The 26,420-nt window shown below is 29.2% G+C and carries 24 protein-coding genes, 1 other RNA gene and 1 riboswitch; of the genes, 21 read left to right on the plus strand and 4 right to left on the minus strand.

Annotation, left to right across the window (positions count from 1 at the left end; translation table 11 throughout):
* Window positions 1-147 precede the first annotated feature (147 nt).
* Both G324_RS0101840 and G324_RS0101845 read right to left on the minus strand, forming a co-directional pair.
* Window positions 148-1,059, minus strand: coding sequence for a pseudouridine-5'-phosphate glycosidase (locus G324_RS0101840; RefSeq protein WP_025724700.1), 912 nt, complete (start codon window positions 1,057-1,059; stop codon window positions 148-150).
* A 12-nt stretch (window positions 1,060-1,071) separates the two neighbouring features.
* Window positions 1,072-1,578 (minus strand): peptidylprolyl isomerase, encoded by a 507-nt coding sequence (locus G324_RS0101845; protein ID WP_025724701.1) that lies wholly within the window; start codon window positions 1,576-1,578, stop codon window positions 1,072-1,074.
* A gap of 83 nt (window positions 1,579-1,661) precedes the next feature.
* Between G324_RS0101845 and mvk the strand changes: the two genes are divergently transcribed.
* The 4 genes from mvk to fni are packed head-to-tail and all read left to right on the plus strand — an operon-like array spanning window position 1,662 to window position 5,548.
* Complete coding sequence (gene mvk, locus G324_RS0101850) at window positions 1,662-2,603, plus strand: mevalonate kinase (protein ID WP_162146809.1); 942 nt, start codon at window positions 1,662-1,664, stop codon at window positions 2,601-2,603.
* The gene (gene mvaD / locus G324_RS0101855) at window positions 2,600-3,547 is read left to right on the plus strand and encodes a diphosphomevalonate decarboxylase (protein ID WP_162146810.1); all 948 of its coding nucleotides are present in this window, start codon (window positions 2,600-2,602) and stop codon (window positions 3,545-3,547) included. Before mvk ends, mvaD begins: the two co-directional genes overlap by 4 nt.
* Window positions 3,544-4,575: a phosphomevalonate kinase gene (locus G324_RS0101860; protein WP_025724704.1), complete on the plus strand. Its 1,032-nt coding sequence runs from the start codon at window positions 3,544-3,546 to the stop codon at window positions 4,573-4,575. Before mvaD ends, G324_RS0101860 begins: the two co-directional genes overlap by 4 nt.
* Before the next feature lies 1 nt (window position 4,576).
* Window positions 4,577-5,548, plus strand: coding sequence for a type 2 isopentenyl-diphosphate Delta-isomerase (gene fni / locus G324_RS0101865; RefSeq protein WP_025724705.1), 972 nt, complete (start codon window positions 4,577-4,579; stop codon window positions 5,546-5,548).
* 54 nt (window positions 5,549-5,602) lie between these two features.
* On the opposite strand, the gene G324_RS0101870 is transcribed toward fni, so the two are convergent.
* Window positions 5,603-6,313 carry a hypothetical protein gene (locus tag G324_RS0101870; RefSeq protein ID WP_025724706.1) on the minus strand — a complete coding sequence of 237 codons (711 nt, stop codon included), beginning with the start codon at window positions 6,311-6,313 and terminating at the stop codon, window positions 5,603-5,605.
* Window positions 6,314-6,400: 87 nt separating this feature from the next.
* Window positions 6,401-6,781: a hypothetical protein gene (locus tag G324_RS0101875; RefSeq protein WP_162146811.1), complete on the minus strand. Its 381-nt coding sequence runs from the start codon at window positions 6,779-6,781 to the stop codon at window positions 6,401-6,403.
* A gap of 92 nt (window positions 6,782-6,873) precedes the next feature.
* On the opposite strand from G324_RS0101875, the gene G324_RS0101880 reads away from it, so the two are divergent.
* The 17 genes from G324_RS0101880 (at window position 6,874) to G324_RS0101955 (ending at window position 25,698) form a co-directional block, all read left to right on the plus strand.
* On the plus strand, window positions 6,874-7,581 hold the full coding sequence (locus G324_RS0101880) for an acyl-ACP thioesterase domain-containing protein (RefSeq protein ID WP_025724708.1): 708 nt from the start codon (window positions 6,874-6,876) through the stop codon (window positions 7,579-7,581).
* A gap of 75 nt (window positions 7,582-7,656) precedes the next feature.
* Window positions 7,657-8,634, plus strand: coding sequence for a GMP reductase (locus tag G324_RS0101885; protein WP_025724709.1), 978 nt, complete (start codon window positions 7,657-7,659; stop codon window positions 8,632-8,634).
* A 105-nt stretch (window positions 8,635-8,739) separates the two neighbouring features.
* Window positions 8,740-10,248, plus strand: coding sequence for a sensor domain-containing diguanylate cyclase (locus G324_RS07595; RefSeq protein ID WP_025724710.1), 1,509 nt, complete (start codon window positions 8,740-8,742; stop codon window positions 10,246-10,248).
* Window positions 10,249-10,374: 126 nt separating this feature from the next.
* Window positions 10,375-12,093 (plus strand): bifunctional metallophosphatase/5'-nucleotidase, encoded by a 1,719-nt coding sequence (locus G324_RS0101895; protein ID WP_025724711.1) that lies wholly within the window; start codon window positions 10,375-10,377, stop codon window positions 12,091-12,093.
* A 51-nt stretch (window positions 12,094-12,144) separates the two neighbouring features.
* Window positions 12,145-12,298: riboswitch (Lysine riboswitch) on the plus strand.
* A 70-nt stretch (window positions 12,299-12,368) separates the two neighbouring features.
* Entirely contained in the window at window positions 12,369-13,628 is a 1,260-nt protein-coding gene (lysA, locus tag G324_RS0101900) for a diaminopimelate decarboxylase (RefSeq protein WP_025724712.1), read from the plus strand.
* A 4-nt stretch (window positions 13,629-13,632) separates the two neighbouring features.
* A complete protein-coding gene (locus tag G324_RS0101905; protein ID WP_025724713.1) occupies window positions 13,633-14,835 on the plus strand; it encodes an aspartate kinase in 1,203 nt (400 codons plus the stop codon).
* A gap of 83 nt (window positions 14,836-14,918) precedes the next feature.
* Window positions 14,919-15,905: an aspartate-semialdehyde dehydrogenase gene (locus tag G324_RS0101910; protein ID WP_162146812.1), complete on the plus strand. Its 987-nt coding sequence runs from the start codon at window positions 14,919-14,921 to the stop codon at window positions 15,903-15,905.
* On the plus strand, window positions 15,902-16,783 hold the full coding sequence (dapA, locus tag G324_RS0101915; protein ID WP_025724715.1) for a 4-hydroxy-tetrahydrodipicolinate synthase: 882 nt from the start codon (window positions 15,902-15,904) through the stop codon (window positions 16,781-16,783). Before G324_RS0101910 ends, dapA begins: the two co-directional genes overlap by 4 nt.
* Window positions 16,776-17,495, plus strand: coding sequence for a 4-hydroxy-tetrahydrodipicolinate reductase (gene dapB / locus G324_RS07090; RefSeq protein WP_035357039.1), 720 nt, complete (start codon window positions 16,776-16,778; stop codon window positions 17,493-17,495). The genes dapA and dapB overlap by 8 nt, the downstream gene beginning before the upstream one ends.
* Before the next feature lie 75 nt (window positions 17,496-17,570).
* On the plus strand, window positions 17,571-18,695 hold the full coding sequence (locus tag G324_RS0101925; RefSeq protein WP_025724716.1) for a M20 metallopeptidase family protein: 1,125 nt from the start codon (window positions 17,571-17,573) through the stop codon (window positions 18,693-18,695).
* Window positions 18,696-18,699: 4 nt separating this feature from the next.
* On the plus strand, window positions 18,700-19,125 hold the full coding sequence (locus G324_RS0101930; RefSeq protein ID WP_025724717.1) for a putative immunity protein: 426 nt from the start codon (window positions 18,700-18,702) through the stop codon (window positions 19,123-19,125).
* A 71-nt stretch (window positions 19,126-19,196) separates the two neighbouring features.
* Complete coding sequence (locus G324_RS0101935; protein WP_025724718.1) at window positions 19,197-19,973, plus strand: hypothetical protein; 777 nt, start codon at window positions 19,197-19,199, stop codon at window positions 19,971-19,973.
* A 24-nt stretch (window positions 19,974-19,997) separates the two neighbouring features.
* Window positions 19,998-20,355: a transfer-messenger RNA gene (gene ssrA / locus G324_RS07825) on the plus strand.
* A gap of 80 nt (window positions 20,356-20,435) precedes the next feature.
* Entirely contained in the window at window positions 20,436-21,797 is a 1,362-nt protein-coding gene (locus G324_RS07600) for an IS3 family transposase (RefSeq protein ID WP_051457511.1), read from the plus strand.
* A 439-nt stretch (window positions 21,798-22,236) separates the two neighbouring features.
* Window positions 22,237-23,496, plus strand: a complete 1,260-nt coding sequence (locus G324_RS0101945) for an ATP-binding protein (protein WP_025724720.1) — start codon at window positions 22,237-22,239, stop codon at window positions 23,494-23,496.
* Window positions 23,497-23,512: 16 nt separating this feature from the next.
* Window positions 23,513-23,911: a hypothetical protein gene (locus tag G324_RS0101950; protein ID WP_025724721.1), complete on the plus strand. Its 399-nt coding sequence runs from the start codon at window positions 23,513-23,515 to the stop codon at window positions 23,909-23,911.
* A gap of 353 nt (window positions 23,912-24,264) precedes the next feature.
* Window positions 24,265-25,698 carry a hypothetical protein gene (locus G324_RS0101955; protein WP_025724722.1) on the plus strand — a complete coding sequence of 478 codons (1,434 nt, stop codon included), beginning with the start codon at window positions 24,265-24,267 and terminating at the stop codon, window positions 25,696-25,698.
* Window positions 25,699-26,420: the final 722 nt, after the last annotated feature.

The following is a 26,420-nucleotide window of genomic DNA, read 5'->3' on the forward strand; positions in this document are numbered from 1 at the left end:
ATCAAAACCAAAATAGGTCTTGAAGGTCTCGTTGACAAGTCAAACTTGAAAATTAACCGGGCTATCAGCCGTATTGACGATTAATTTTTGGGAACTACTCCCCTTCATCGATAAGTATTTTATCACAATTAAATTAAATATACAAATTTAAAATTTAAAAAATTCAATTGCAATTTTTGCTGCTAACTTGGCATTACTATAAATTAATTGAATATTTGATTCAAGTGAATTTATTGATTTATTTTCTTGCATATTTTTTAGTATGTAAGGTGTGATATCTTTACCCTTTATTTTGTTTTGTTTGGCCATTTCTAAAGCGATATTAATAGATTCTTCCATTTCGTTATTAGGTATTGAATAAATAGAAGAAATTGGATTTGCTATTAAAATTGAACCATTTAGACCAATACTCCATTTAACATACATAAGTTTTGCAATTTGGTTTATATCATCAATTTGGTATGTAACAGGATTTCCAGAACTTTTTGAGTAAAAAGCAGGAAAATCATGCGTTTGATAACCAATTACCTCTACACCTTTTGTTTCTAAGTATTCAAGTGTGTTTGGTATATCTAAAATTGATTTTACTCCAGATGATACAACAGCTATATTTTTATTAGATAAATCTTCAAGATCTCTAGAGATATCTAGTACTTCATGATAATTTCTGTGAACACCACCAATTCCACCGGTTGCAAATACTTTAATACCGACCATATCTGCGATAAGTAATGTTGCAGATACAGTGGTAGCACCATCATAACTTTTAGTAACACAGTATGCAATATCTCTTTTTGATACTTTTAAAACGTTTTTTTGACTTGCAAGTTTTGTAAGTTCATTTGGTTCTAAACCAACTTTTATACGTCCATTGATTATGGCAATAGTTGCAGGAACAGCACCTTCTTGTTCAACTATTTTTTCAATAGTTAGGGCAGTTTCTATATTTTTAGGATATGGTAATCCATGACAAATAATAGTAGATTCAAGTGCAACAACAGCCTTATTTTCACGCAAAGCATTCAATACTTTTGGATGAATATCAATATATGGATTCATAATATAAGTATCCTAAACATACTTTACTGCTGGTAAAATTGCCTCATTTTTTGTAATAACAAAGTTTTCAATTATTACATCTATTAATGGTTTGTCATAAGCATTTGTTTTAACATTTGCGATTTTATCAACAATTTCTAAACCTTCAATAACTTTACCAAATGCTGCATATGCGCCATCAAGATGTGGTGAATCATGATGCATAATAAAAAATTGAGAAGTTGCTGAGTTTTTATCATTTGTTCTAGCCATTGATAAGACACCTTTAGTATGTTTTAATTCATTTTTAAATCCATTAGAGGAAAATTCACCTTTTATAGGAGGAGTTGTATTATTTAAAGAACCACCGCCTTGAATCATAAACCCTTTGATAACTCTATGAAAAATAAGTCCATTATAAAAACCTCTACTTACATAATCTAGGAAGTTTGCTACCGTATTTGGAGCTATTTCTGGATATAACTCTATTTTAAGCGTACCATAATCTTTAATTGTTAATGCTAATTCAATGTTTGACATAAAATTTATTCCTTTCAAGTTTTACTTAATTTTAATTCAATTATATCATGTTATAATAGATGTAGAAAGAGAGCGATAATTTTATGACAGATTTTGGCACAGGTGTTGCTACTGGAAAAATCATACTAATGGGTGAACATTCCGTTGTTTATGGTAAACCAGCCATAGCATTACCATTTAAACAAGCACAAATTACATCTAAAGTTTTTAAAACAGATAATAAAATTACAATTGACTCAATTTACTTTAAAGGATTATTAGAAGATAGTCCTGATGAATTATACGGTATAAAACAATTAATTAATATTGTTCTTATTTACTTAAAACAACCTTTTTTTGGTATTCATATACTGATTGAATCTAATCTACCACCTCAAAGAGGACTGGGATCGTCAGCAGCAGTTAGTATTGCAGTTGTTCGTTCTTTATTTGATGCTTTTAAAGTTGAACTCACTCATGATAGATTAAATCACTTTGTTGACATAGCAGAACAAATTCACCACTTAAACCCTTCAGGCCTTGATGCAACAACTATAACAGCTGGTCAAGCTGTGTTTTATCACAAAGATTTAGGTAAAAGTGTTATTCCACTTAAGATGGACGCTGTTATTATCGTTGCAGATACAGGAAAAAAAGGATTAACTAAAGAAGCTGTAACTGAAGTTAGAAAACTCTGGAATGATAATCCAACTGTAGTTAATCCAATCATGGATAGACTTGAACAACTTACAAATGATGTTAAGATATATTTAGAAAATAATGAAGTATTAAGATTAGGTTTAGCGATGACTGAAGCTCATCAACTTTTAAGAAGTATACATGTATCAGATGATCTTTTAGAAAGTTTAGTAAGTGTTGCACTAAATAAAGGTGCTTTAGGTGCTAAGCTCACTGGTGGAGGTAAAGGTGGCTGTATGATTGCTTTATGTAAAAATGAAAGTCAAGCTATTATTATCGCTGATGCTTTAAAAGATGCTGGAGCAATAGACACTTGGTTATATAATTTAAAGGAAATTGTAACATGAAACATACAGCTAAAGCTAATGTAAATATTGCCTTAATTAAATATTGGGGTAAAAAGAATAGTGAGTGGAATTTGCCCCTTACATCATCAATTAGTGTGACGTTAGATAAGTTTTATACAATCACTACGGTTACTTATGATAATAATCTAAAAGAAGATATTTTATATATTGATAATAATCTAATTGTTGACTCTGAATTTTTGCGTGTGAAAAATTTTATGGATAAAATTAGACAGTTATATAATATTCCTTATTATGCCAAAATAGAAAGTATGAACTATGTACCTAAAAAAGCTGGACTAGCCTCAAGTGCATCTGCATTTAGTGCACTTGCTAAAGCAGCAACAATGGCTTATAACATTAATTTAAGTGATAAGGAACTATCTAGTTTGGCAAGACTAGGTTCAGGTTCTGCATCTCGCTCAATTTATGGAGGAATTGTGAAATGGCATGAAGGATTTGATCACCTATCAAGCTATGCTGAACAAATTTCAACCATTGATGATTTAGCGATACTAATTTGCTTAGTTGATACTTCTGAAAAAAAGATAAACAGTAGAGATGCTATGAATACACTAAATAAATATCCTAAACTTAAAAAAGAATGGATATTAAACACTAAAGATGCACTCGAATCAATGGAACAAGCAATATTTGAAAATGATTTTGAATCAATGGGTTACATATTAGAATCACATGCTAAACTTATGCATTATGTCATACAAGAAACAGGGATTACCTATCTAAATCATAAATCTTTTGAAATTATTGATCTAACAGAAAAAATAAGAAATGAAGGTATTCCTGTATTTGCAACAATGGATGCAGGACCAAATATAAAAATTATAACAAAAAAAGAATATATTCAAAAAATCATTTCACGATACGAAAAACATGCAACAACATTGGTTAGTTTCGTTGGAAAAGGAGTAGAGAGTATATGATAACTCTTAAAGTACCAGGTAAACTGTTTATCATTGGGGAATATTCAGTCATAAAACCGGGTAATGAGGCTGTGTTAGTAGGCGTAGATAAATTCATTCATGTAAAAATCAAAGAAAGTGATGATTATGAATTTAGATCAGAACTTGGTAGATTTAGATGGATGCTATCAGATCAAGTACCTGTTTTTATGTATGATACACTAACCCATGCCAAGGCGGCTATCTATATTGCTCATAAATATTTAAAATATAAAGGTATAGAACCAAAAACATATGAACTTGAATTATCTAGTGAACTAACATCACCACATAATATTAAATATGGATTAGGCTCATCTGGAGCAGTCATTATTGCGTGTATTAGAGCAGTATTGGAACTTCATCAAGTAAAAATAAAGAAAATTGATTTATTTAAACTAGCTGTACTGGCTCAAATAGAAATTAGTGATGTAACCTCAGGTGGTGAACTAGCTGCATCAATTTATGGTGGGTGGGTTTATTACCAAAGATATGACTTAGTATGGGTAATGAACCGTAAAGGCAAACTTGATGAAATCATGGCAATGACTTGGCCGTTTTTAAAAATAGAACAATTAAATAAACCACTTATTAAACTAGCTATTTGTTTTTCTGGAATGTCTCAATCAACAAAAGCATACACTGATAGTTTATCAAAGGTAAGTGCGACTCCTTGGTATGCAACATTTTTAAGTAAGACAAAGTTAATTGTTAACCAATTTAAGGAGGCATTAGTAAGGTCAGATTATTATACTATGAAGTATATGATGGAACTATACAGAGAAATGCTTAAAGAATTAGAAAATAAAACTGGAATTATTATAGAATCTGAACCATTTAAAAAGATGATTGAAATTTCTCAAAATCTAGGATTTAGTGCGAAAACATCGGGTGCAGGTTATGGAGATTGTGGGATTGCCATTGTTCGTAATGAAACAGATAAAAGAATACTTCAAGATGCTTGGATTAAAGCAGGTCTTACAGCACTTGATTTAAAGGTATGGGAATAAAATGAGCTTAACTAGAAAAGATGAACATATTAATCTAGCACAAAAACAAAAAAATAAATCAAATTACTTTGATAATATTTTATTAGAATCAGATGATTTGCCTAATTTATCAATAGATGATATTGATTTATCATCAACATTTTTAGGTTATGATATACCATACCCTTTCTACATCAACGGTATGACAGGTGGGAGTCAAAAAGCCCTTGAAATCAATGATTTTTTATCAAAAATAGCAAATCATTATCATATTCCTATGATGAGTGGTAGTCAATCAATAATGTTTAAAGATCCAAGTTCTATAAAATCCTTTGAAATCATTAGAAAGAATCATAAAGGAATAGTAATATCCAATATTAATCCAAACATGACCCTTGAAATGGCCATGCAATCAATTGAGGCTATGCAATCAAATGCTTTAGCTATACACTTAAACGTTATACAGGAACTCGTAATGAAAGAAGGAGACAGGGATTTTAGAAAATGGGAAGATAATATTAAATATATCCATTCAAATTTGAACATTCCTGTAATCATTAAACAAGTAGGTGCTGGTTTTTCTAATAAATCAATCAATAAATTAGTTAATATAGGCATTAAACACATTGATGTTTCAGGTAGCGGAGGAACATCATTTATTGATATTGAATCAAGTCGTGGTAATTCTGATTATAATTTCTTAAAAGGATTTGAAATTGATACAGCGAATATTTTATTAAACTTAAAAAAATATGAGGGTGTAAACTTTTATGCCTCTGGCGGTATTAGAAATCCTATGGATGTAATAAAATCTTTAGTTTTAGGTGCCAATGCTTGCGGATTATCAAAATGGTTTTTAGATTTGACACAATTAACTTTTGAAGAAGCATTAAAAAAAGTAGATCAATTCATAACTGATCTAAAGAAAATAATGATTATTTTAGGTGTTTCTAAAGTAAGTGAGTTATCAAGAGTTCCATATACACTTATATAATAAAAACACCACAATGAAAGTATATAAACTAATCATTGTGGTGTTTTTTTCATTTTATGCTTCGTTATGATCAACTAATTTAAATAAATCTATACTTAAGAATACAATGACTGCTATACCAATTAGTGCAACAAACCAATGATTGAACACTTGATTTGAATTATTAGAGAAGTTATTAAATATTTGATTTAAATGTGAAAAAACAGGTAATATCAATGTACTTAATGCATAAGAAATTGCAACAACCTTACTACCTAATAAAAGCGCACCAAGAATAATTAAAAATGTAATAAGTGTAGAATTAAATCCAAATAATATATAACTAACAACTAAATAAGCAAGTATAGATAGCGAACCTAATATATTCAATTTTGCAGGTTTTGGTTGTTCATAAAGTATTACAGCAATAGACACTAATAAGAAGTATGCCATAGAAATTAAACCAAATAATGAATTACCATCAAATGCATTTGTTGGATTATTACTAAAAAGATTACTTATGAACTGTTGTAGTGCAGAGGCGTATATAAAGAACATAATACCGTGCGACAATAGTATTTTATTCTTTAATTGTGCCCAAATTATTGAAAATGCAAGAACAATAGTTGATAGTAATGAACCAACTAAGGTAAGTGTAAAACTAGTAGGAAAGTTTTGAATCAAATCAATGATGTCAAGAACTCCAATAAGTAATACAACAATAATTACTATTAATCCTCCAATAGAGTAAGCAAAATTCTTTAAGGCTGTTAAAAATGCCTTCATAACATAAATACCTCCTAATTATTATTTTAATTTCTAATTATATTATACTAAATAATAAAATAACAAGGTAAGTAGATACTTGATTAATCATTTTCGTTGTTTCTTATTAGACTTTTTAGTGCGAGTAAACCAATTAAAGGGTATAATATTAACTAAAGCTAGTGTAAATGCATAGTAATACCAAGCGATTAATGGTTGATCTAAATCATCAGTTGTTAGATGAGATGATAGTTCAGATTTAGGTACTAGATAAATATTATTCTCATCATAGGTGATTTCAATATAAATTTTTGGCGCTCCAAGCTCGATTTCATAATAGGCACTTGATATAGCGCTTGCGGGTGGTCTATTATAAGAATACATCTGTGTGGGCATTAATTTAAGCATATTAAAATCCAATGCAAAAACAAAAAAAATCAATATAGAAAGAATAAATCTATTTAAAATAAGTTTAAGTATAAATTTCATTTTGTGTCACCTACATGTATAATATAATATATTAATTGTATCATTATTATGCGCAATTTTAAATAGTACAATACAAAAAAGAGGATATAGTAATGTATAAAGAAACCAGAATTATTCAAGCATCTGAAATCGGATTTAATAACAAAGTAAGAATAAAAAATTTAATTGATATGATTCAAGATGTTGAAGGTGCACATATTGAATCACTTAGAGCATTATCGGGAGAAATTAAATCAGTTGGGTTTGCAATTATTTTAAACTTTAGATATGTACATATTAAAAAATGGCCAGTATATAAAGATATGCTAGAACTTACAACCTATCCTTACGAAACTAAACCATTTTATGGTTATAGAAATACAATTATAAAAGATTTATTAGGTAATTTAGTATTAGAATCATACTGTTTGGGCTCTTTTATTCACCTCGATACTAAATCACCACATAGATTAAGTCCATATGTATTAAACACACTTGGAAATAAAGAAAAACATGAAATGACTTATATCGGTAGAAAAATTGACTTGAACAAAGAACTAGAATACTTAAAAACAAGTACCCAAATTGTTCAACCCTCGCATCTAGACTATTATAAACATTTAAATAATGCTATTTATATTGACTTTGCTTATAATATGTTACCCATTAACTATGATTTTGATACAGTTGCAGTTGAATATAAAAAGGATTTTCAATTATTTCAGAAGATCATAATGAAATTATATAAGACGACAACTAGTTATATTGTTCAGTTTTATGATGAAAATGATAATCTTTTTACAATTGTAGAATTTAAGTAAAAAAGGATTAAAAATTAGAAAATACCTTGTATATATGTTAATATAGGTTGGCATTAAAAATAAGGAGTGTGTAAAATGAAAGTTTTTGATTATGAAGATATTCAATTAATACCAAATAAAAGTATTGTAAGATCAAGAAGTGAATGTGATACAACAGTTAAATTTGGACCTAAAACATTTAACTTACCTGTTGTTCCGGCTAATATGGCAACAATTATTGATGAAAAGTTAGCAATCTGGCTAGCTAAAAATAATTATTTTTATATTATGCATCGTTTTGATGAAGAATCAAGAATACCATTTATTAAAAAGATGCAAGAAATGAATCTTTATACATCTATTTCAGTGGGTGTTAAAAATCAGGAATATAAATTTGTTGAAGAATTAGCAAAAAATAACCTAATTCCAGATTATATTACAATCGATATTGCACATGGACATTCTGAACTTGTAATAGACATGATACACCATATAAAAAAACTTTTACCGCAATCTTTTTTAATTGCGGGAAACGTGGCAACGCCAGAAGCAGTAAGGGAATTAGAAAATGCTGGTGCTGATGCAACCAAGATTGGTGTTGGTCCTGGAAAGGTTTGTATAACGAAAATTAAAACCGGTTTTGGAACGGGGGGTTGGCAACTAGCTGCTTTATCTCGTTGTTCAAAAGTTGCAAGAAAACCTATGATAGCCGATGGTGGTATTCGTACACATGGTGATATTGCAAAATCAATTCGTTTTGGAGCATCAATGATTATGATAGGATTTTTATTTGCCGGGCATGAAGAGTCTCCTGGTCAAAATGTTGAAGTTGATGGAAAAAGATTTAAAGAGTATTTTGGATCAGCATCAGAATACCAAAAAGGTGAAAAAACCAATGTTGAGGGGAAAAAAATACTTATTCCTTATAAAGGTAAAATTAAAGAAACACTAAAAGAAATGAAAGAAGATCTACAATCTGCAATTTCCTATGCAGGTGGTAAAGATTTAGGAGCTATTACTAAAGTTGACTATGTTATCGTTAAAAACTCTATTTTTAATGGAGATTGGATATAATTATAGTTGATATGCATATAAACGACTAAAATATTCGTAAAAATAACCTGTTTGTAAAAATAATTGTTATAATATATCTATCATAAATCATGATGGGGAGAGCGTATGATTTATAACATAATAATACTTACAGGTTTTTTTGTGTCTATACTTATTACTTTTAATTTAGTTTTTGCACATAGAAAAATAAAAGTTAAATTTGAAAGTCTTATCTACTGGCTAATTGGTCAATTTTTGATTATATCAACATTGACTATTTTATGGTTTATTAATAATGAAAATAAAGACGTACTAATTATTTTGGGGACTGGTTTTCTATTTACTGGATTATATTTTATTAATAAAGCATCGTTTATATTAGTTAAAGCTAAACCTATTAAAAAGGATTTATTAATTATTTTTCTAATGACAATATTACTGGTTGTATATTTTTTATATTTTAATGAAAATATAATTGCTCAAGTAGTTACTTTATACTCAGCAGCAATATATACCTATGTTAAATCAGTAATTATTATGAAAAAACACAAACAAAATAATAATCAAAGAGAAGTTTTAAAGTTTATCATTATAATGATTGCTTTGTCACTTTCAAGTTTATTAAGAGTTATAAATATTCTAATAATTCCACCTGAAGGATTAAACTATAATAATGTATCTAACTCGAATTATTTAAGTATCATTGCACATCATATTAGCTTAATTGCCCTTATCTTAGTCTTAAATTACCGTGTAACTAAAACAGTAGTATCACTTTCTGAAGAAGAAATTCATAAATTTAATACAATATTTCATCAATCACCATTATCAATGTTAATGTGTGATTCTAGATTCATCGTAATAGATATTAATCTACGATTCATTGAATTGTTAGGTTATTCAAAAAGCGATATTATTGGAAAGAAGTTACTAGAACTTGAATTGTTTAATACAACATTTACAAATTCTAAAATGAAATATTTAATTGAAAATGATACTAATACTTATAATGAGGAGATATCTGTTATAGATATCAATAATAATGAAATTAGAGCTTTATTATCAATATCTTCTATGCATAGTTATAACCAAAAAAAGATGATATTGACATTAACTGATATCTCAGAGATTCATACCCTCAAAGAAAAACTAAATGATTTTGCATATTATGATGAATTAACAACCTTACCAAATAGACGTCATTTAATTAACTACTTTAATACAATTAAAAGTCAACAAAATAACTTCGCTGTTGCGAGTATAGATTTGGATAACTTTAAAATAATTAATGATACACACGGACATCAAGTAGGTGATGAAGTATTAGTAAGCTTAGCTCTAAGACTAAAAAGTAAACTGTCTGATAATGACTTTATTGCTAGATATGGTGGAGATGAATTTATATTTATACTTAGTTATGATAATGGAATCAATGATATTGAAACAAAATTAGAAAAAATATTGAATTTAATTAATGAAGAAATTGTTGTAAATGACCATAAATTTAATCTAAGTGCCTCATTAGGATTATCAGAATATCCTAGACATGGTACGGAATTACAACATTTAATTAATAAAGCAGATTTTGAGATGTATCATGTTAAAAAAATTTTTAAATCGGGAATAAATCAATAATTAGAACACACAAAGTTGATTTGTGTGTTTTTATTATATACATTATGTCTTTACTTAATAAATGTAAAATGCATTTAATTATATATGATATAATAATATGCTAAAAGATATTTTGGAAGGCCAACTATGAAAAAAATATTTATTATATTTACCATGTTATTATCAATTATATTAGTGTCATGTCAAGAAGAAAAGAAGTTAGAGATTATCTTTAATGTAGATGCTACACAAGTTTATTATATTGGTGATAATGTTCCTGACTATTATTTAAGTGTTGAAGTTAAACTATTAGACGATACGGATTTAAAAGGATTTTTAACAATTAATGATGATCAAGTCGATTATTTAAAAAAAGGCATCTATAAAGTAGAATTTACTGTAAATTATCTTAATAATACTTATAAAAAAGATATGAATTTAATAGTTGAATCGAAATTGGATGATTCAAATAATACAACAGATTTATATTTTTATTATATAAATGACTTACATGGTGCACTTTTACCATCAGATGACAGTCTTGGCTTAGCAAATATAGGAAATCTAATCTTAAATTCACAAGAAAAATATAACGATAAAACGATATTTTTATCAGGTGGTGATATGTTGCAAGGCCAACTTATTTCTAACTGGTATGATGGTGCATCAGTAATTAGCGTATTAAATGACCTCGACATGGATGCTTTTGTTTTAGGAAATCATGAATTTGATTGGGGCATTGAAGAAGTTACGCAATATTTTAATGGAAATAATGAAGTACAAGCCAACTTTGATTTATTAGGTGCAAATGTTTATTCAGTAGAAACAAATCAGATGATTAATGATGTTAAACCATATACAATAATTGAAAAATCCGGAATAAAAATAGCAATTATTGGTACAATGGGATATGATCTTGAAAGATCAATTGCTTATACTCGAATTAAAGATTATAAATTTATTGATCCTGTTTATGAAGTCGAAAAATATGCAAAACATGTAAGGGAATTTGAAGGTGCTGATATTGTAGTTGCTATCAATCATGATGATTCATCTTATTTTAATAATAGTGTTGCAAACTTTACAGGTGATAGCCAAGTTGATTTGATATTTAATGCACATACACATCGTAGTTATGTAAGAACTATTAATAATAAGTATGTAATACAAAGTGGTTCATCAGGTTCAAATGTTTCATATGTTAAATTAACATTTAATAAATATGATGGCATCATAAATAGTAGCGCAAATAATTTAAATCAAACGAATGAAATCCTACTTGCAACACCTAATCCATTAATTGAATCTAAGCTTAATGGATATTATCAAGAAATAAGTGGGTTATATGATGAAATTATGAAATCTAAATATTTTGTATCACAAGGTGAGTTAACTACTTATATTGCTAAATTAATGACTGTATATTTTAATACAGATGTGGGAATTCATAACTATGCTGGTACAAGATCAAATATAACAGCAAATGAAAGTTTATCTTATTCAAAATTATTTCAAATTTCACCATTTGACAATACTGTTGTCGTTGTTGAAGTTACAGGAAGCGAATTAAAAACTCTAGTTGGAGAATATACCTACTATAAAGAAGGATTTAATTATAGTATGATTTCAAATTCTAAGACATATAAAGTAGCTATTAATGATTATTTAATGGGCGGTAATAGTATGTTAAGAAATAAAGAAAACGTTCAATATACTGGCGTTTCATTGCATGATTTATTTGTGGAAACTGTTGAAAATCAAGCTTTATTATATGATGAATGGACGATTCAATTACCATTAATATTTAATAAACCAATATCTGTAAACTTTGTTAATTTTACAAAAAGCATGCAAATTAGTATATAAATTGATACATTTTTTAAATGCATGTTATAATGAAATATGAAAATAAATACTCTCTAATAATGAGGCTGCGAAAAACAAATAGTACTTGAAGGAAAGGTGTTATTCGCCGAAGTGATTTTAAATAATTACTGGGTGTAAATTGAATAAATTTACAACTGTTCCTTATAGCTTGCCTAAGGCTATAAAGGATTGCGCATTATCTTGAGAATAGGCAAAAGTAATGTGAGATCATGGCTTTTGCTATGATTTTTATTTTTTAAATTAAGGAGAAAAAAATGACAAAAATCAATGGTGTATCACTTTATGAATTAAAAAGTAAGTATCAAACCCCACTATATATTTATGATGAAGATATGATTAGAAATCAATGTAAAATATTTACAAAGAATTTTAGACACCCCAAAATGAAATCAAATGTAGTTTACGCATCAAAAGCATTTTTAACAATTGCTATGGCACAGCTTATTCATAGTGAAGGTTTATATCTAGACTGTGTTTCTCAAGGTGAGGTTTACACAGCACTTAAAGCTGGATTTCCAGTTGAAAAAATAGTTTTACACGGTAATAATAAAACTAAAGAAGAATTAATGATGGCATTAAACTTTAAAATAGGAACCATTGTAGTTGATAATGAATATGAAGCAAAAATGTTAGCAACTTTAGTTAATGATTCTTATAAAGTAAATGTAATGTTAAGAGTTAATCCTGGAATTGATGCACACACACATGAGTATATTAAAACTTCAACACTTGATTCCAAGTTTGGAATGTCAACATTAGACACTAGAACAATTGAAACTATTAAATTATTAAGTAATCAACCAGATATTAATTTTCTTGGAACTCACTCACATATTGGTTCACAAATACTTGAAGAACAATCATTTTATGATCATGCAATTACGATCTTAAATTTCTATAAAAAAATCAAGGATGAAACAGGTATTGAATTAACTGCAATTAATTTAGGTGGTGGATTCGGGGTTAAATATTTAAAGGATGATGTTAGACTTAATTTAAATGTGGTACTTAAAGAACTACTTGATATTATCTATCAAAAAAGTAATGAACTTGAACTTAAATTACCTCATGTCTTTATAGAACCAGGAAGAAGTATTGTTGCTGAAGCAGGTTACACTCTTTATACAATAAACCAAATTAAAACAACAATTAATCATAAAAATTACATATTTATTGATGGCTCGATGAATGATCATATTAGAACTGCACTTTATCAAGCTAAATATGATTGTTTAATTGTTGGTAAAGAAAATTTAAATCATGATATTAATTATACAATTGCAGGAAAAGCTTGCGAAAGTGGAGATATTATTATTCATGATATTAAACTACCTGAAGCATATCCGGAGGATTTATTACTTGTTAAAACAACAGGGGCGTATCATTATTCTATGGCATCACATTATAATAGATTAACAATTCCACCGGTTGTATTTATTAAAGATGGTAAACACCGTTTAGTAGTTAGAAAAGAAAGTTTCATGGATTTATTAAGCCATGATGAGGAATTATAAAAAAATGCGTGCTGTATTAAAGTTTGGTGGTTCAAGTGTTTCAAACTTGGACCTAATGAAAGATGTTGCAAATATCATCATTGAGAAAAAGAAAATATATGATGAACTGGTTGTTGTTTTATCAGCTATGGGCAAAACTACAAATCAACTGATTAAAATGGCAAAAGATATTACAAAATATCCGAATAAAAGAGATGTAGATTTATTAATTTCAACAGGTGAAATTGTTTCAATCGCACTTTTATCGATTATGTTAAATCATATGGGTTCTAAATCATTAGCATTAACTGGTGAAAAAGCCGGAATTTTAACTAAAGGAACACATACAAAAAATAAAATTAGAGACATCTATACTAAAAAGATAGAAGACAGTTTAATGGATAAAAATATCGTTATTGTTGCAGGTTTTCAAGGCTTTAATGACCAAGGGGAGGTAACAACTCTTGGTCGTGGAGGTTCTGATACTACTGCGGTTGCGCTTGCTGCAAAACTTGGTGCAGTGTGTGAAATATATACCGATGTAAATGGTATATATGGTGTGGATCCAAGACTATATAAAGATGCTAAAAAATTAAAACAAATCGATTATGAAGAAATGAAGGAAATGGCTTTTTTAGGTGCAAATGTTATGGAACCACGTTCCATAGACATTGCACAAAACTATAGCGTTCCAGTTTATGTGACATCAGTTAAAAACCCAAATGAAGGTACATATATAAAGGAGTATAAGGACAATATGGAAGATAAAAAGATTACTGGTATTGCAGTATCAGATAAAGTGGTTATGGTTTCAATTAGAAGAATTCCATATTCAGCAAAAATCACAGCATCCCTTTTTAAAGATTTAGCACTAAATGAAGTGAATGTTGACGTTATTAACCAAAACCCAAGTGTGGGTGGATTTATGAATATTGCTTTTACCGCGCATGCTGATGATTTAGATGCGGTAAATGAGGTACTAGATAAGTTTCATCAATCAAATCCAACAATTCAAATATTAAAAATTGTTGATGTTGTCAAAGTATCTATTGTAGGTAGTGCAATGCGCTCTCAAAGTGGTATTGCTGCTGAAGTTTTTGAGCTTTTTGCACAAAATGATTTAGAGGTTAAACTAGTTACAACTTCTGAAATATCCATTTCATATACATTTGATAAAAAATATAAAGAGCAAGTAGTTAACTTGTTAGCTAGTCATTTTAATGTTTAAAAAAACAAATTATTTAAGAAACTAAGCAATTATATTATCATCTTATATAGTTCCTATAAAAAAACATTTAGAAGGTAAATTTTATGAAAAAAATTAACATAGGCATCATCGGTATTACAGGATTAGTGGGTCAAACAATGTTAAAAGTATTAGAGACATCTAAACTACCAATCAATCAATTATATGTTTACGCATCAAGTCGTTCACTTGGCAAAAAAGTAATTTTTAAAGATGAAGAACTTACAATTAAAGAACTAAACATTGAAACATTCAACGATCCATTAGATATAGTGTTTTTTGCAGTCGACAGTGATTTATCAAAAATATATGCACCAATTGCAGTTGCAAAAGGCATTTATGTGATTGATAATTCATCAGCATTTAGAATGGATGAGGATATACCTTTAATTGTTCCAGAAGTAAATAAAAAAATACTAAAAAAAGATAACTATTTAATCGCAAATCCAAATTGCTCAACTATTCAAAGTGTTGTTGCATTAAATGCAATTCACAAATTATTTGAAGTTAGCGAAGTAAACTATTCTACCTACCAAGCTGTAAGTGGTTCAGGTGTGAATGGACTAGAGGATTTAGAGTTAACTTCTAAAGGATTAAATCCCCAGTTTTATCCAAGACCTATACATGATAATGTCATACCACATATCGATGCATTTTTAGAGTCAGGTTTTACTAAAGAAGAAATGAAAATGGTTAATGAAACAAATAAAATTTTTTCAACAAAGATGTATATTACTGCAACTGCAGTAAGAGTGCCTGTAAAATTTGGACACTCAGTTTCAATTCATGCAACTACAAATAAGAATATTGATTTAAACTTGTTACTTGAAACCTACAAACACTCTGAAGGTATTAAACTTTATTTAAATAATCAGTATCCTGTACCTTTAGATGTACAAGATTCTGATTTAGTACACATTGGTCGAGTCAGAATGGATCTAAATTTTCCTAATAAAATTTTATTATGGACAGTTGCTGAAAATGTTAGAAAAGGTGCTGCATCAAATGCTGTACAAATTGGTGAATATGTATATGAGGAGTTTATAAAATGAGACAATTTACTGGTTCAGGTGTTGCACTTGTAACACCTTTTAAAGGAAGTAAAATTAATTTTGAAGTACTAAAGAACCTACTTGATTTTCATCTAGATAATGAAACTGATTTTTTAGTAATATTGGGAACAACAGCAGAAACACCAACACTTAGCCTAAAAGAGAAAAAAGCAATTATTGAATTTGTTGTAAAATATATCGATAAAAGAATACCAATTATGGTGGGTACAGGTTCAAATGATACAAAATCAACAATTTCATTTTCAAGAATTGCGCAAAAATTAGGTGCAGATGGCATACTTGTTGTTACACCTTACTATAATAAACCAACACAGTCCGGTTTGTTAGCACACTATAAATCAATTGCTAAGGCTATTAACTTACCATTAATGATGTATAATGTACCATCAAGAACTGGTGTAAATATGTTACCGGAAACAGTAAAGAAATTAAGTAAAATAAAAAATATAATTGGTACTAAAGAGGCAAGTGGAAATTTAAATCAAGTCAAACAGATTATTGATGAAACACATGAAGACTTTATAGTATTATCGGGTAATGATGATCAAGTATATGACGTACTTAAATTAGGTGGGGATGGTACAATTTCTGTAACAGCAAACATCATACCTTTAACAACAAGCTTACTCATATCAAACTACAGATCAGGTATTGAAAATGAAACTGCATTTAGAAAATATGACGATTTACATCAAATGATGTTTATAGAATCCAATCCAATCCCAGTAAAAAAAGCACTTGAACACTTAGGCTTTGAGGTTGGTAAACCAAGATTACCATTAACTCAACTATCAACTAAACACAATCGTCAATTAGTAAAAACATTAAAGAAATATGAGATTATACAAAATGATTAATATAGCAATTAGTGGTGTACTTGGAAAAATGGGCCAAGTACTTAAAAACGAAGTACTAGACGATAAAACATTTAATTTTATTGGTGGATTTGATAAAGTAAGTGAGTTAAATGTATATTCAAATATTAATGATTTAAAAGAAGTAGATGTTTTAATTGATTTTTCAACCCCTAAGCTCCTTCAAACAATTCTAGATTATGCAAAAAATAATAAGGTGAGTTTAGTACTAGCAACAACAGGTTATACAAAATCAGATTTTAAACTTATTGATCAATATAGTAAATATATCCCTATATTTTATTCTGCTAATTATTCTGTAGGTATATATTTACTCACAGAAGCTCTTAAACTTATTAGTAAAAATGTTGATCAAAGTTATGATATAGAAATGATTGACAAGCATCATCGATTCAAAAAAGATGCACCTAGTGGTACTGCTATAAAATTATATAATTCTATTAATGAATCCTTAGAAGAAAAAAGAGAACTCATATTAGGTGAATCAGATAATAAAGGGATTCATGTACATAGTTTAAGATTAGGAAATTATGTAGGTGAACATCAAGTTATATTTTCTAATCTAAGTGAAACTTTAGAACTTACACACATAGCGCATGATAAAGCAGTATTTGCTAAAGGGGCTTTAAAAGCTGCTAAATTTATTGTATCTAAAAGTAATGGCCTATTTGGAATGGATGACTTACTAGGTTAAGTCAATAAATAGTTTTTCAGTAATTTTCTTATAAAGTTAAGAAACACTAAAAAAGATATAAGGAAAGTGTTCAAGATGAAAGATAAACTTACAAAATATCGTAGACAATTACATCAAATACCTGAATTAGGTTTTGATTTACATAAAACATATAAATATGTAAAAAAAACTTTAGAGTCTTTTGGCTACAGTCCAATCACCTATGCAAAAACAGGTTTGGTTGCTGTAAAAGAAGGAAAAACTATGGATGCAGTAGCATTTAGAGCAGATATGGATGCTCTACCTGTAACTGAGGCACTAGATATCCCGTTTAAATCAAAACATGAAGGTTTAATGCATGCTTGTGCTCATGATGGACATACAGCAATGCTATTAGGCTTTGCAGAATATGTTTCTAAAATAGATACACCTAACCAAACAATAGTATTTATTTTTCAGCCTGCCGAAGAAGGACCTGGCGGTGCAAAGGTGATGATTGATGAAGGAATATTAAAAAATCATCAGGTCAAGAAAATTTTTGGACTACATATTTTTCCTGGACTTTATGAAGGACAAATTGGTTTGATTAGTGGGCCAATGCTTGCAAGAAATGCTGAATTTAATATTTCAGTGTATGGTGAATCAAGTCACGGAGCTCAACCTCAACAAGGCATTGATGCAGTATTAGCAGCATCACAATTAGTCGTTGGATTGAATCATATCGTATCAAGATATCTTAATCCCTTAGAGCCTGCAGTCATATCAGTTGGTACAGTAAATGGTGGAGAAGCAAGTAATATTATTGCTAATAAAGTTAAAATATCAGGTACTATGCGTGCATTTGATGATAAGACATTTGAAATCATGAAATCTAAAATGATTGATACAGCGCGAGCAATTGAAATACAATTTGGTGTGAAGGTAAAGGAGATCATTACTGATTACTATCCAACAGTTAATAATGACAATGAGTTATTTGAAATTGCCAAAAATGCTTGTGATAAAGAATCCATAGTGTATATAAAACCTTACACATTTTCTGAAGATTTTGCATTTTATCAAAAAGAAATACCAGGTTTATTTACTTTTATAGGATCAAGAAACGAATCCTTAGATTATGTTTACCCATTGCATTCAAACAAATTTAATTTTGATGAAAAGATACTTTTAGATGGACTAGGATTCTATATAAAAGTTTCTAGAGCACTAAATTTATTTTAAGACTATGAAAATTACTAATTATTCTAGAATCAATTTAAATGAAGATTTTATAAAAAGATTTAATGAACTGGATAAAAATACCATATTAAAGTGGATATTACTAGTTTTTAAAACTCATATTGACAAAAGTTTTGATGGTTTAAATGAAGAAGTATTAATAATGATTGATGAGTATTTAAATGGTAGTAATAATGTTTCAGATGCAAGAACATTAGCTTTTAAAATCCATAAGAATGCTCGTAAGAGTGAAATGAAAAAACAATTATATCTAAGAGCACTGGCTCATATGGTTTCCACAATTCATGTAAAAACACATGCCCTTAAAACATGTGACTACCTCATTAAGATGATGCATGCTAAAAAAATGGAAAATGATGTAATTATTTCAGAAAAACTTCGCCAAATATCACTTATACATAGTGAAATTTAATATAAGATAAAATTCATATGATATAATTAAGTTACTTATGGGACCCTAAAGAGGCCTAAAAAGGAGAAAATATGAAAAAAAATGAAACTTTTGAATTAGTGTTAACTTCTATTTTTGTTTCACTAATTTTTTTAATGGGCATGGTGCCACAAATTGGATTTATCACAATCGTACCTGGAAATCCTATTACAATCTTGCACATCCCCGTACTTATAGCAGCTGTATTGTTGTCGTTTAAATATTTTTGGATACCTGGACTAGCATTTGGATTGGTAAGTTTAATACAGGCAGCAATGAATCCGGTTGGATTAAATATAGCTTTTATTAATCCACTAGTAAGTGTTTTACCGAGAGTGTTGTTTGTATTTGCGGTATTTTATCTATTTAAATTATTTAAAATTCTTAAGAATACAAAATATGGTAATTTTATTGTTGTAGGTTTAGTTGCAATTATTACTGTTATTGCGATATTTGAGGGTACTTTTGTTGTATTTAATAATTTAGATGATATATGGAACAACTTAATAGCATCTTTACTATTATTAATCTTTATAGGTTTATACATCTATATGTATTTGAAACATGATTTTAAATCATTAGTTATCCCTTCAATATTTATATTAGGAACCTTAATTCATACATTTTTAGTACTAGGATCAGTTGCATTATTTTCATATGGTGCATTTTTTGAAGTCTTTCAAACTGATCAAGTAATGGATGTAATTATTTTTATTGTTGGATTTAATGGTTTAACTGAGGCAGTGATTGCTGCGATAATTGGAACGCCTATTTATATTGCATTGCAACGTATTCCGATTGTTCAAAACAAACTTGCTAAATTTGATTAAAAGATATATAATCAAATATGCAATGGGGCCGTTTATGGATTTGCCAGGGCAATGAATCTATTATATGCATGTAGTGGTAGTGCACTTAAAAACACGAGGTTTATAATAACCGGAAACAATTCACAAACTTTAGCATTTGCTTAATATAAAGTAAAAATGCTTGGCACCTTTATAGTTTACTTGTGACTTAAAGTCTGCCTCAGTAAAACAAGTTATGATCAGATATATGTCTAGGTGTCTGATATGAAAATTGATAACTAGCCTCGTACTTGCCAATTTTGTTAATTTACTAAGCGGTATTAAACTATTAAATTAAATAAACATGTAGATTATAATAGAAGAAATGTCTTGTACATGGGTTCGACTCCCATCGGTTCCACCACATTAGCATGAAATAGTTTCCAAATCTTGGAGAAAGGTTATAATGAATATAACCAATCTAAAGATAGGGGAACTTTTTTTATGAGAATCACGCAGGAAATGAAATTAAAAATGGTAGAGGAACATTTACTGAAAGGTAAATCACTATCACATATATCACAAGCATATGATAATTACGATGTCAGTAATATTAAGTACAATGTCAATTTGTACAAAAAATTCGGTTCAGAAGTATTTTTGAATCGAGAAGGCAAGATATACTATCGAGATACCAAACTATTGGCGATAAAAAGAGTGCTTGAAGGTAATGAATCAATTAGAAGTGTCGCGCTTGATTTTGGATTAACAGATCCGACCATTTTACAAGACTGGATTAAGAACTATAAAAACAAAGGTGAAGCAGGCGTACAAGATACCTATCCAAGAAAGAATTATGTATTAAAAGATGAGCGTGCAAGAAACATAGTAGACAAGAAATTAAAAGAAGAAAACGAACGATTACGAGCGGAGATAGAATACTTAAAAAAATCGCAGTCCTTAACCCAAAAGTTAGAAGGGGCAACAAATAAGGATAAAGTTTTAATTGTTGCAGGGTTAAGGAAGAAACATAAATTAGAGCACCTTCTAGACCTTATAAAGATGGCACCATCGGTTTATTATTACAATCTATCAGTCATTAAAAACAAGGTAAATAAGTATCAAGAAATTGAAGATAAAATTGATGAGTTATATTTAAAGAAGCATAAAAAAAGACAGCATTACAACGCGATTTACATTGAATTAAAGAATTTAGGATATAAGATAGGAAACAATAAAGTTTTGGAGATTATGAGAGCCAAAGGATATCTTAAGTTTAGAAGCAAGAAATGGCGTAAATACTCATCATATGAAGGGGATAAAGGATATGTAAAGCCTAATCATATGAAACAAACATTTATAACAACAAGACCCTTTGAAAAAGCAGGTACAGACATTACAATGTTTAGAGTTAAAAACGCAGCAGTTTATTTATCTCCAGTTATTGATTTTAATACCAGAGAAGTTCTGTCTTATGTAGCAGCCAAAGATGCCAAGGTCGATAAAGTGATGCATATGCTGACTCAATTGAAGCAAAAGCATGGGAATCAAATTGAGGGTATGATGATCCAATCAGATCAAGGCATACAATATCAAAATTCGAGATATCAAGAGAGACTAATTGAATTGGGGATGATTCAATCCATGAGTAGAAAAGGAAACTGTTTAGATAATAGTCCGACCGAAAACTTTTTCGGCAGAATCAAAGATGAAATGTGGTATGGACATGAAGATGAATTTAATTCAGCTGATGAATTAATTAAAGGTATTGATGAATACATTGAATACTATAACAACACTAGAATCGTTCTAAAATTAAAAACGAATCCTATTGATTATAGAAATCGATCTTTAAATAATATATAATAAATATGAGGGTTCATTAGAATCTTCTCCAAGAAAAGAAAACTAAAGCAAAAGCATTAGTCTGATACGTTGTGTATTGGACTTTTTTTATTATTTTTAGTTAAAAACAGTTAAAAAACAACTAAAATCAAATGAAAATGTTAATTCTTAATTTATTTTTATTAATTTAAAGATAAAACTATTAAAATCGCTATTACAATTTAACGATTGTCCAACAATCTAACGATTAGTATTTTATTTAATATAAATATGCTTATGGCAAGTCATTTAATTAATAAATAAGTGGTAAAAAATTTGTAGAAAATAATTATATAACAAAAACCTATAAACTTTCGGTTGGAACATCCATAAACTTTCGGTTGGAACATCCATAAACTTTCGGTTATCTATTGCCTTTATGTATAGATAGTGATATTATATTGTTGTGGGTGGTGACAATATGAAAAAATATATTCCAAGACTTGTTGACAAAGTATTAGACGAAGAATTAAATGCTTTTGGTGCTGTTTTAATAACCGGCCCAAAGTGGTGTGGTAAAACAACAACTGCAAAACAAAAAGCCAAAAGTGTGATTAATTTTCAAGATCAAGACAATAGAGATAGTTATTTACAAACTGCAATGCTAAGACCATCGGCTTTACTAGTAGGTGATAATCCTAGACTTATTGATGAATGGCAAACTATTCCCCAAATATGGGATGCGGTTAGACAAGAAGTCGATAATAGAGGGGAAGAAAGACTATTCATATTAACTGGTTCTTCACATGTTGATTCTAGCAAAATAATGCATTCAGGTGTTGGTAGAATTTCAAGAATAAGAATGAGGACAATGTCTCTTTATGAATCAGGAAATTCTAATGGCTCTATTAGTTTAGCTTCGCTTTTTGCTGGTGGAGCAATTAATGAGAACATTGTTTCGAATTTAACTTTTGAAGATATTTCTAAATTAGTAGTTAAAGGTGGTTGGCCACAGAGCGTTAATAAAAGTTTGGAAATTGCTATTAGACAAAATAAAAGTTATGTTGACTTAATTGCAAGCGAGGAAATGGAAACTGTTGATGGTAAAATAAGAGATTCACATAAAGTGTTGGAATTGCTTAAATCAATTGCTAGAAATACATCCACAGCCGCAAGTGATCAAACAATACTTGCTGACGTAAAAGCTAATAACGAATCAATGCATATTACAACATTAAATGAATATGTAAAGACACTTAAAGAATTATATGTAATAGAAGACTTACCAGCCTGGACACCTAAATTAAGGTCAAAAGCAACCATTAGAACAAAACATGTAAGACATTTTACTGATCCAGCTATATCAGCAGTTTTACTAAACGCTTCACATAATGATTTGATTTATGATATTGAGACATTTGGGTTACTATTTGAATCAATGGTAATAAGAGATTTGAGAGTCTATTCTCAATATTTAAGCGGAGAAGTTTTTCATTATCGAGATAGTGATGGACTAGAAGCAGATGCAATTATACATTTAGATGATGGTAGATGGGGTGCTTTCGAAATTAAACTAGGTTCTAGACAAATTGATGAAGCTGCAAAAAATCTACTTAAACTAAAGAATAAAGTTAACATTAAAAATGAACCATCTTTTTTAGGAGTAATTACAGCAACACAGTTTGGTTATAAACGAGAAGATGGAGTATATGTTATTCCAATAACTTGTTTAAAACCATAATTAGGAGATTGATATTATGTTTGTTAAATTTAATTCTAAAGATGAAAGAAGAAGATTATATGATAATTCAACAGCTTTCATAGAATTACAGTATTGTAAAATGCCGAAGAAAACTACAGTAAAGAAAATATTATCTACAAGAAATGCCAAATATTGGGAGAATGATTCGTTATACATTCATCTTGATAATATAGATTTATTTGTAAAATATTACGGAAAAATATTAAATGATTGTACATATGATAATCCGGAAAAAAGATTATTTGATATTAATGGGTATCATTATTACAATGAAAATGATGTTGAAAAAATCATAAATAAAATTACAGAAGAGAAACCCAAAGACTATGATAAGTTTTTAAAGTGGTTAGAGGTTTCAAAATCATATAACGGATTTTATTTTGTTGGAATTTAAAAGGGCTTAACAAAGTCATCCATTTCGGGGGTGCGCTGGTTTTTACAAGGGGTGCGTAAAAAAACACTAGGGGTGCGCTGATTTTTAGAGGGGTGCGTTAGTGTATCAAAATAGGTCACCCAACACAGATTGAAATGAATAGATTTGATGCTTAGGTGTCAAATCTTTTTCTAATCTAAGGGCAAAACAAACAAACATGAACAAAGACAATGTTTTAGAATGGTATAAACAAACACACTTTTTGTATCTTATCTTTAATTTAGTGTAACTTATCACAATTCAAATAAAATGTACAATATATAAGGTAAAATAAAAGAAAGGTCAATCACTCTACGAGAAACAAGGAGGAAATTATGAGAAAAATCTTCTTAACAACATTTTTAATGATGCTATCATTTCTTTTATTTGCGTGTATCGCTGATCCTGACAAAAATAAAGATAATCCAGACCATACTTACGCAACCGTCCGCATGCTTTTTTTCTACCAGGAAAGCACCATCGATGATTGGAAAGATGATTATCATAAAAAGAAATCATGGTCTTATGATGAACTAAAGAGTTATACGTCTACCAATTCAATTGTTATTACATACAAAAATAAAGACAACCTAGTTAAAGATTATCCGAAAATAGTCGAGAGTTTAAGCTATACACCAGAAATTTATCTTGAACTATATTCACTTGCAGAAGAAATTAAAGTCTCAGATGTATTAACGAAAGAAGAACTGATTACGATTACAGATAAATACGATCAAACGGAAATCCATTTTGATCTACTTGATTATGAAGAACTATATGTATCTATGGATGAATCATACATCAATGGAACACTCATTATCGATAGCAATGAAAAGCTTGCGACCCTTTATGAAGAACTTCCGATTACCATAGAACCAAACTTCTTTGATACAAAAGCACTCATTATTGTGGGTGGATACCGAAGCGGCAGTTTAATAGTTTATGGAGTTGATTCAGTCTTTTATTTAAATGAAACAACGCTCGAGGTTGCGATTAACGGGGAATTAGCAAGTAATGTTGTAACATCAGATGAAAGATATTACACACTCATCCTAAGTGTTGATCAAACGATTCTGACTCCAGTTAATCGAGTCATTCAACACTTCCATATTACTCATTTAGACGGGTTTAGAAGAGACGTTCCTTTTCATAACACACTCAATCCGTGGCCCAATCAAAATTATCAGGAAATGGGATTATATCTTCCTGGCCAACGGATTTATCTTCAAGGCGATGAACTCAATTTTTGGGATTTAGAAATCTATATTAAAACAGATGAAAATGAATATCTTCATCCAGGAAGATATTACTATAAGACACCTGTTGATACAAATATAGTCGGAACCCACACAATCTATGTTTTATATAATGGTTTTATGAAATCATTTTCCATTGAAGTCCTACCGGAAATTGAAGATGTTAAACTGCTTTATTCTAACAGACCAACAGTTGTTGATGAGGCCATTAATGACGGGTTTATTGAAGACTATGAAACCTATGTAGCTCTCAATGTTGATTTAGAGTTGGAAGCATCCTTTTTTGAAGATTCTATTTTATACTTAAAACGATTTGAGAGCTCAAATACCAATCTCTTTCGCATTTTAACACAAGCTGAAGTTTCAAATAATAAACTGTTACTTCATATTTACAAACCACCCTATTCAGCTGGAGAGGCTATTACAGCTGGACAACTCATCTTTTCTATTTCAAAGGAAATAAGAAATCAAGTCGATGATGTGACCTTTGTTTTTAATAGAAACCTAATCTAAAGAACTAAAAGATAAAAAAGAAAAATGAAATGAAGAAGCGATCTGAATCGCTTTTTCTTTTTCAAGGATATGATCAGCCATGCACATTAAAAGCATTAGTCTGATACGAAAGCGAATTAGTAATTCGCCCTAGTATAAGACCTTTTTTCATGAAGTAAGGGATTTTTCTCTCTATATTCAAGCATCCAATAGTCAAGTAGAAGTCAAAAATCTTATTCTAGACGCAGATGCAAGGAAATCCTGTTTAACTAGTTACACGATTACTTAACTGGATACACGTTTAGTCTACTATTTACACGATTATATAATCTTGAAGATAATTACCCATCAAAAAGTGTTATTAATAAACTTGGTGGCATCCACATAGAAACAATTACACCACCTAATTATTATGTGTTTTATTATGATGGTATACCAAAGCATAGTATTTATAGGCTCGATATTTAGATTCTAAATTTTTTTGCAGTTTTCACGGGGTGCTAATATATCTAGCAAGGGTGCTAAAGAATATGATGGGGTGCTAATTTGTATTAAAATAGGTAGCATCACACATATTAGCACGACAGTGTTGATACAATGTTATCAACTTAATAGAATTTGAAAATAGGGAGATAATCCCTTTTTTCTTTCGATAACACTAGTTTTTGAATCACTTTATGTATGTTAGTTCAGAACTTTTTAATTTTCATAGTCAATAAAAACACGAAAGGTCAATAAAAACA

The organism is Acholeplasma granularum ATCC 19168, from assembly GCF_000526235.1.
Classification (GTDB): domain Bacteria; phylum Bacillota_I; class Bacilli_A; order Acholeplasmatales; family Acholeplasmataceae; genus Acholeplasma; species Acholeplasma granularum.

What these genes read in the sequence shown, in the direction of transcription:
- G324_RS0101860 (WP_025724704.1), top strand. Translation starts at nt 3,544, where the DNA reads ATGATAACTCTTAAAGTACCAGGTAAACTGTTTATCATTGGGGAATAT.
- G324_RS0101945 (WP_025724720.1), top strand. Translation starts at nt 22,237, where the DNA reads ATGAAAAAATATATTCCAAGACTTGTTGACAAAGTATTAGACGAAGAA.
- dapB (WP_035357039.1), top strand. Translation starts at nt 16,776, where the DNA reads ATGATTAATATAGCAATTAGTGGTGTACTTGGAAAAATGGGCCAAGTA.
- fni (WP_025724705.1), top strand. Translation starts at nt 4,577, where the DNA reads ATGAGCTTAACTAGAAAAGATGAACATATTAATCTAGCACAAAAACAA.
- mvaD (WP_162146810.1), top strand. Translation starts at nt 2,600, where the DNA reads ATGAAACATACAGCTAAAGCTAATGTAAATATTGCCTTAATTAAATAT.
- G324_RS07595 (WP_025724710.1), top strand. Translation starts at nt 8,740, where the DNA reads ATGATTTATAACATAATAATACTTACAGGTTTTTTTGTGTCTATACTT.
- G324_RS07600 (WP_051457511.1), top strand. Translation starts at nt 20,436, where the DNA reads ATGAGAATCACGCAGGAAATGAAATTAAAAATGGTAGAGGAACATTTA.
- G324_RS0101895 (WP_025724711.1), top strand. Translation starts at nt 10,375, where the DNA reads ATGAAAAAAATATTTATTATATTTACCATGTTATTATCAATTATATTA.
- G324_RS0101840 (WP_025724700.1), bottom strand. Translation starts at nt 1,059, where the DNA reads ATGAATCCATATATTGATATTCATCCAAAAGTATTGAATGCTTTGCGT.
- lysA (WP_025724712.1), top strand. Translation starts at nt 12,369, where the DNA reads ATGACAAAAATCAATGGTGTATCACTTTATGAATTAAAAAGTAAGTAT.
- G324_RS0101935 (WP_025724718.1), top strand. Translation starts at nt 19,197, where the DNA reads ATGAAAAAAAATGAAACTTTTGAATTAGTGTTAACTTCTATTTTTGTT.
- G324_RS0101955 (WP_025724722.1), top strand. Translation starts at nt 24,265, where the DNA reads ATGAGAAAAATCTTCTTAACAACATTTTTAATGATGCTATCATTTCTT.
- mvk (WP_162146809.1), top strand. Translation starts at nt 1,662, where the DNA reads ATGACAGATTTTGGCACAGGTGTTGCTACTGGAAAAATCATACTAATG.
- G324_RS0101950 (WP_025724721.1), top strand. Translation starts at nt 23,513, where the DNA reads ATGTTTGTTAAATTTAATTCTAAAGATGAAAGAAGAAGATTATATGAT.
- G324_RS0101880 (WP_025724708.1), top strand. Translation starts at nt 6,874, where the DNA reads ATGTATAAAGAAACCAGAATTATTCAAGCATCTGAAATCGGATTTAAT.
- G324_RS0101910 (WP_162146812.1), top strand. Translation starts at nt 14,919, where the DNA reads ATGAAAAAAATTAACATAGGCATCATCGGTATTACAGGATTAGTGGGT.
- G324_RS0101845 (WP_025724701.1), bottom strand. Translation starts at nt 1,578, where the DNA reads ATGTCAAACATTGAATTAGCATTAACAATTAAAGATTATGGTACGCTT.
- G324_RS0101875 (WP_162146811.1), bottom strand. Translation starts at nt 6,781, where the DNA reads ATGAAATTTATACTTAAACTTATTTTAAATAGATTTATTCTTTCTATA.
- G324_RS0101870 (WP_025724706.1), bottom strand. Translation starts at nt 6,313, where the DNA reads ATGAAGGCATTTTTAACAGCCTTAAAGAATTTTGCTTACTCTATTGGA.
- G324_RS0101885 (WP_025724709.1), top strand. Translation starts at nt 7,657, where the DNA reads ATGAAAGTTTTTGATTATGAAGATATTCAATTAATACCAAATAAAAGT.
- G324_RS0101930 (WP_025724717.1), top strand. Translation starts at nt 18,700, where the DNA reads ATGAAAATTACTAATTATTCTAGAATCAATTTAAATGAAGATTTTATA.
- G324_RS0101905 (WP_025724713.1), top strand. Translation starts at nt 13,633, where the DNA reads ATGCGTGCTGTATTAAAGTTTGGTGGTTCAAGTGTTTCAAACTTGGAC.
- G324_RS0101925 (WP_025724716.1), top strand. Translation starts at nt 17,571, where the DNA reads ATGAAAGATAAACTTACAAAATATCGTAGACAATTACATCAAATACCT.
- dapA (WP_025724715.1), top strand. Translation starts at nt 15,902, where the DNA reads ATGAGACAATTTACTGGTTCAGGTGTTGCACTTGTAACACCTTTTAAA.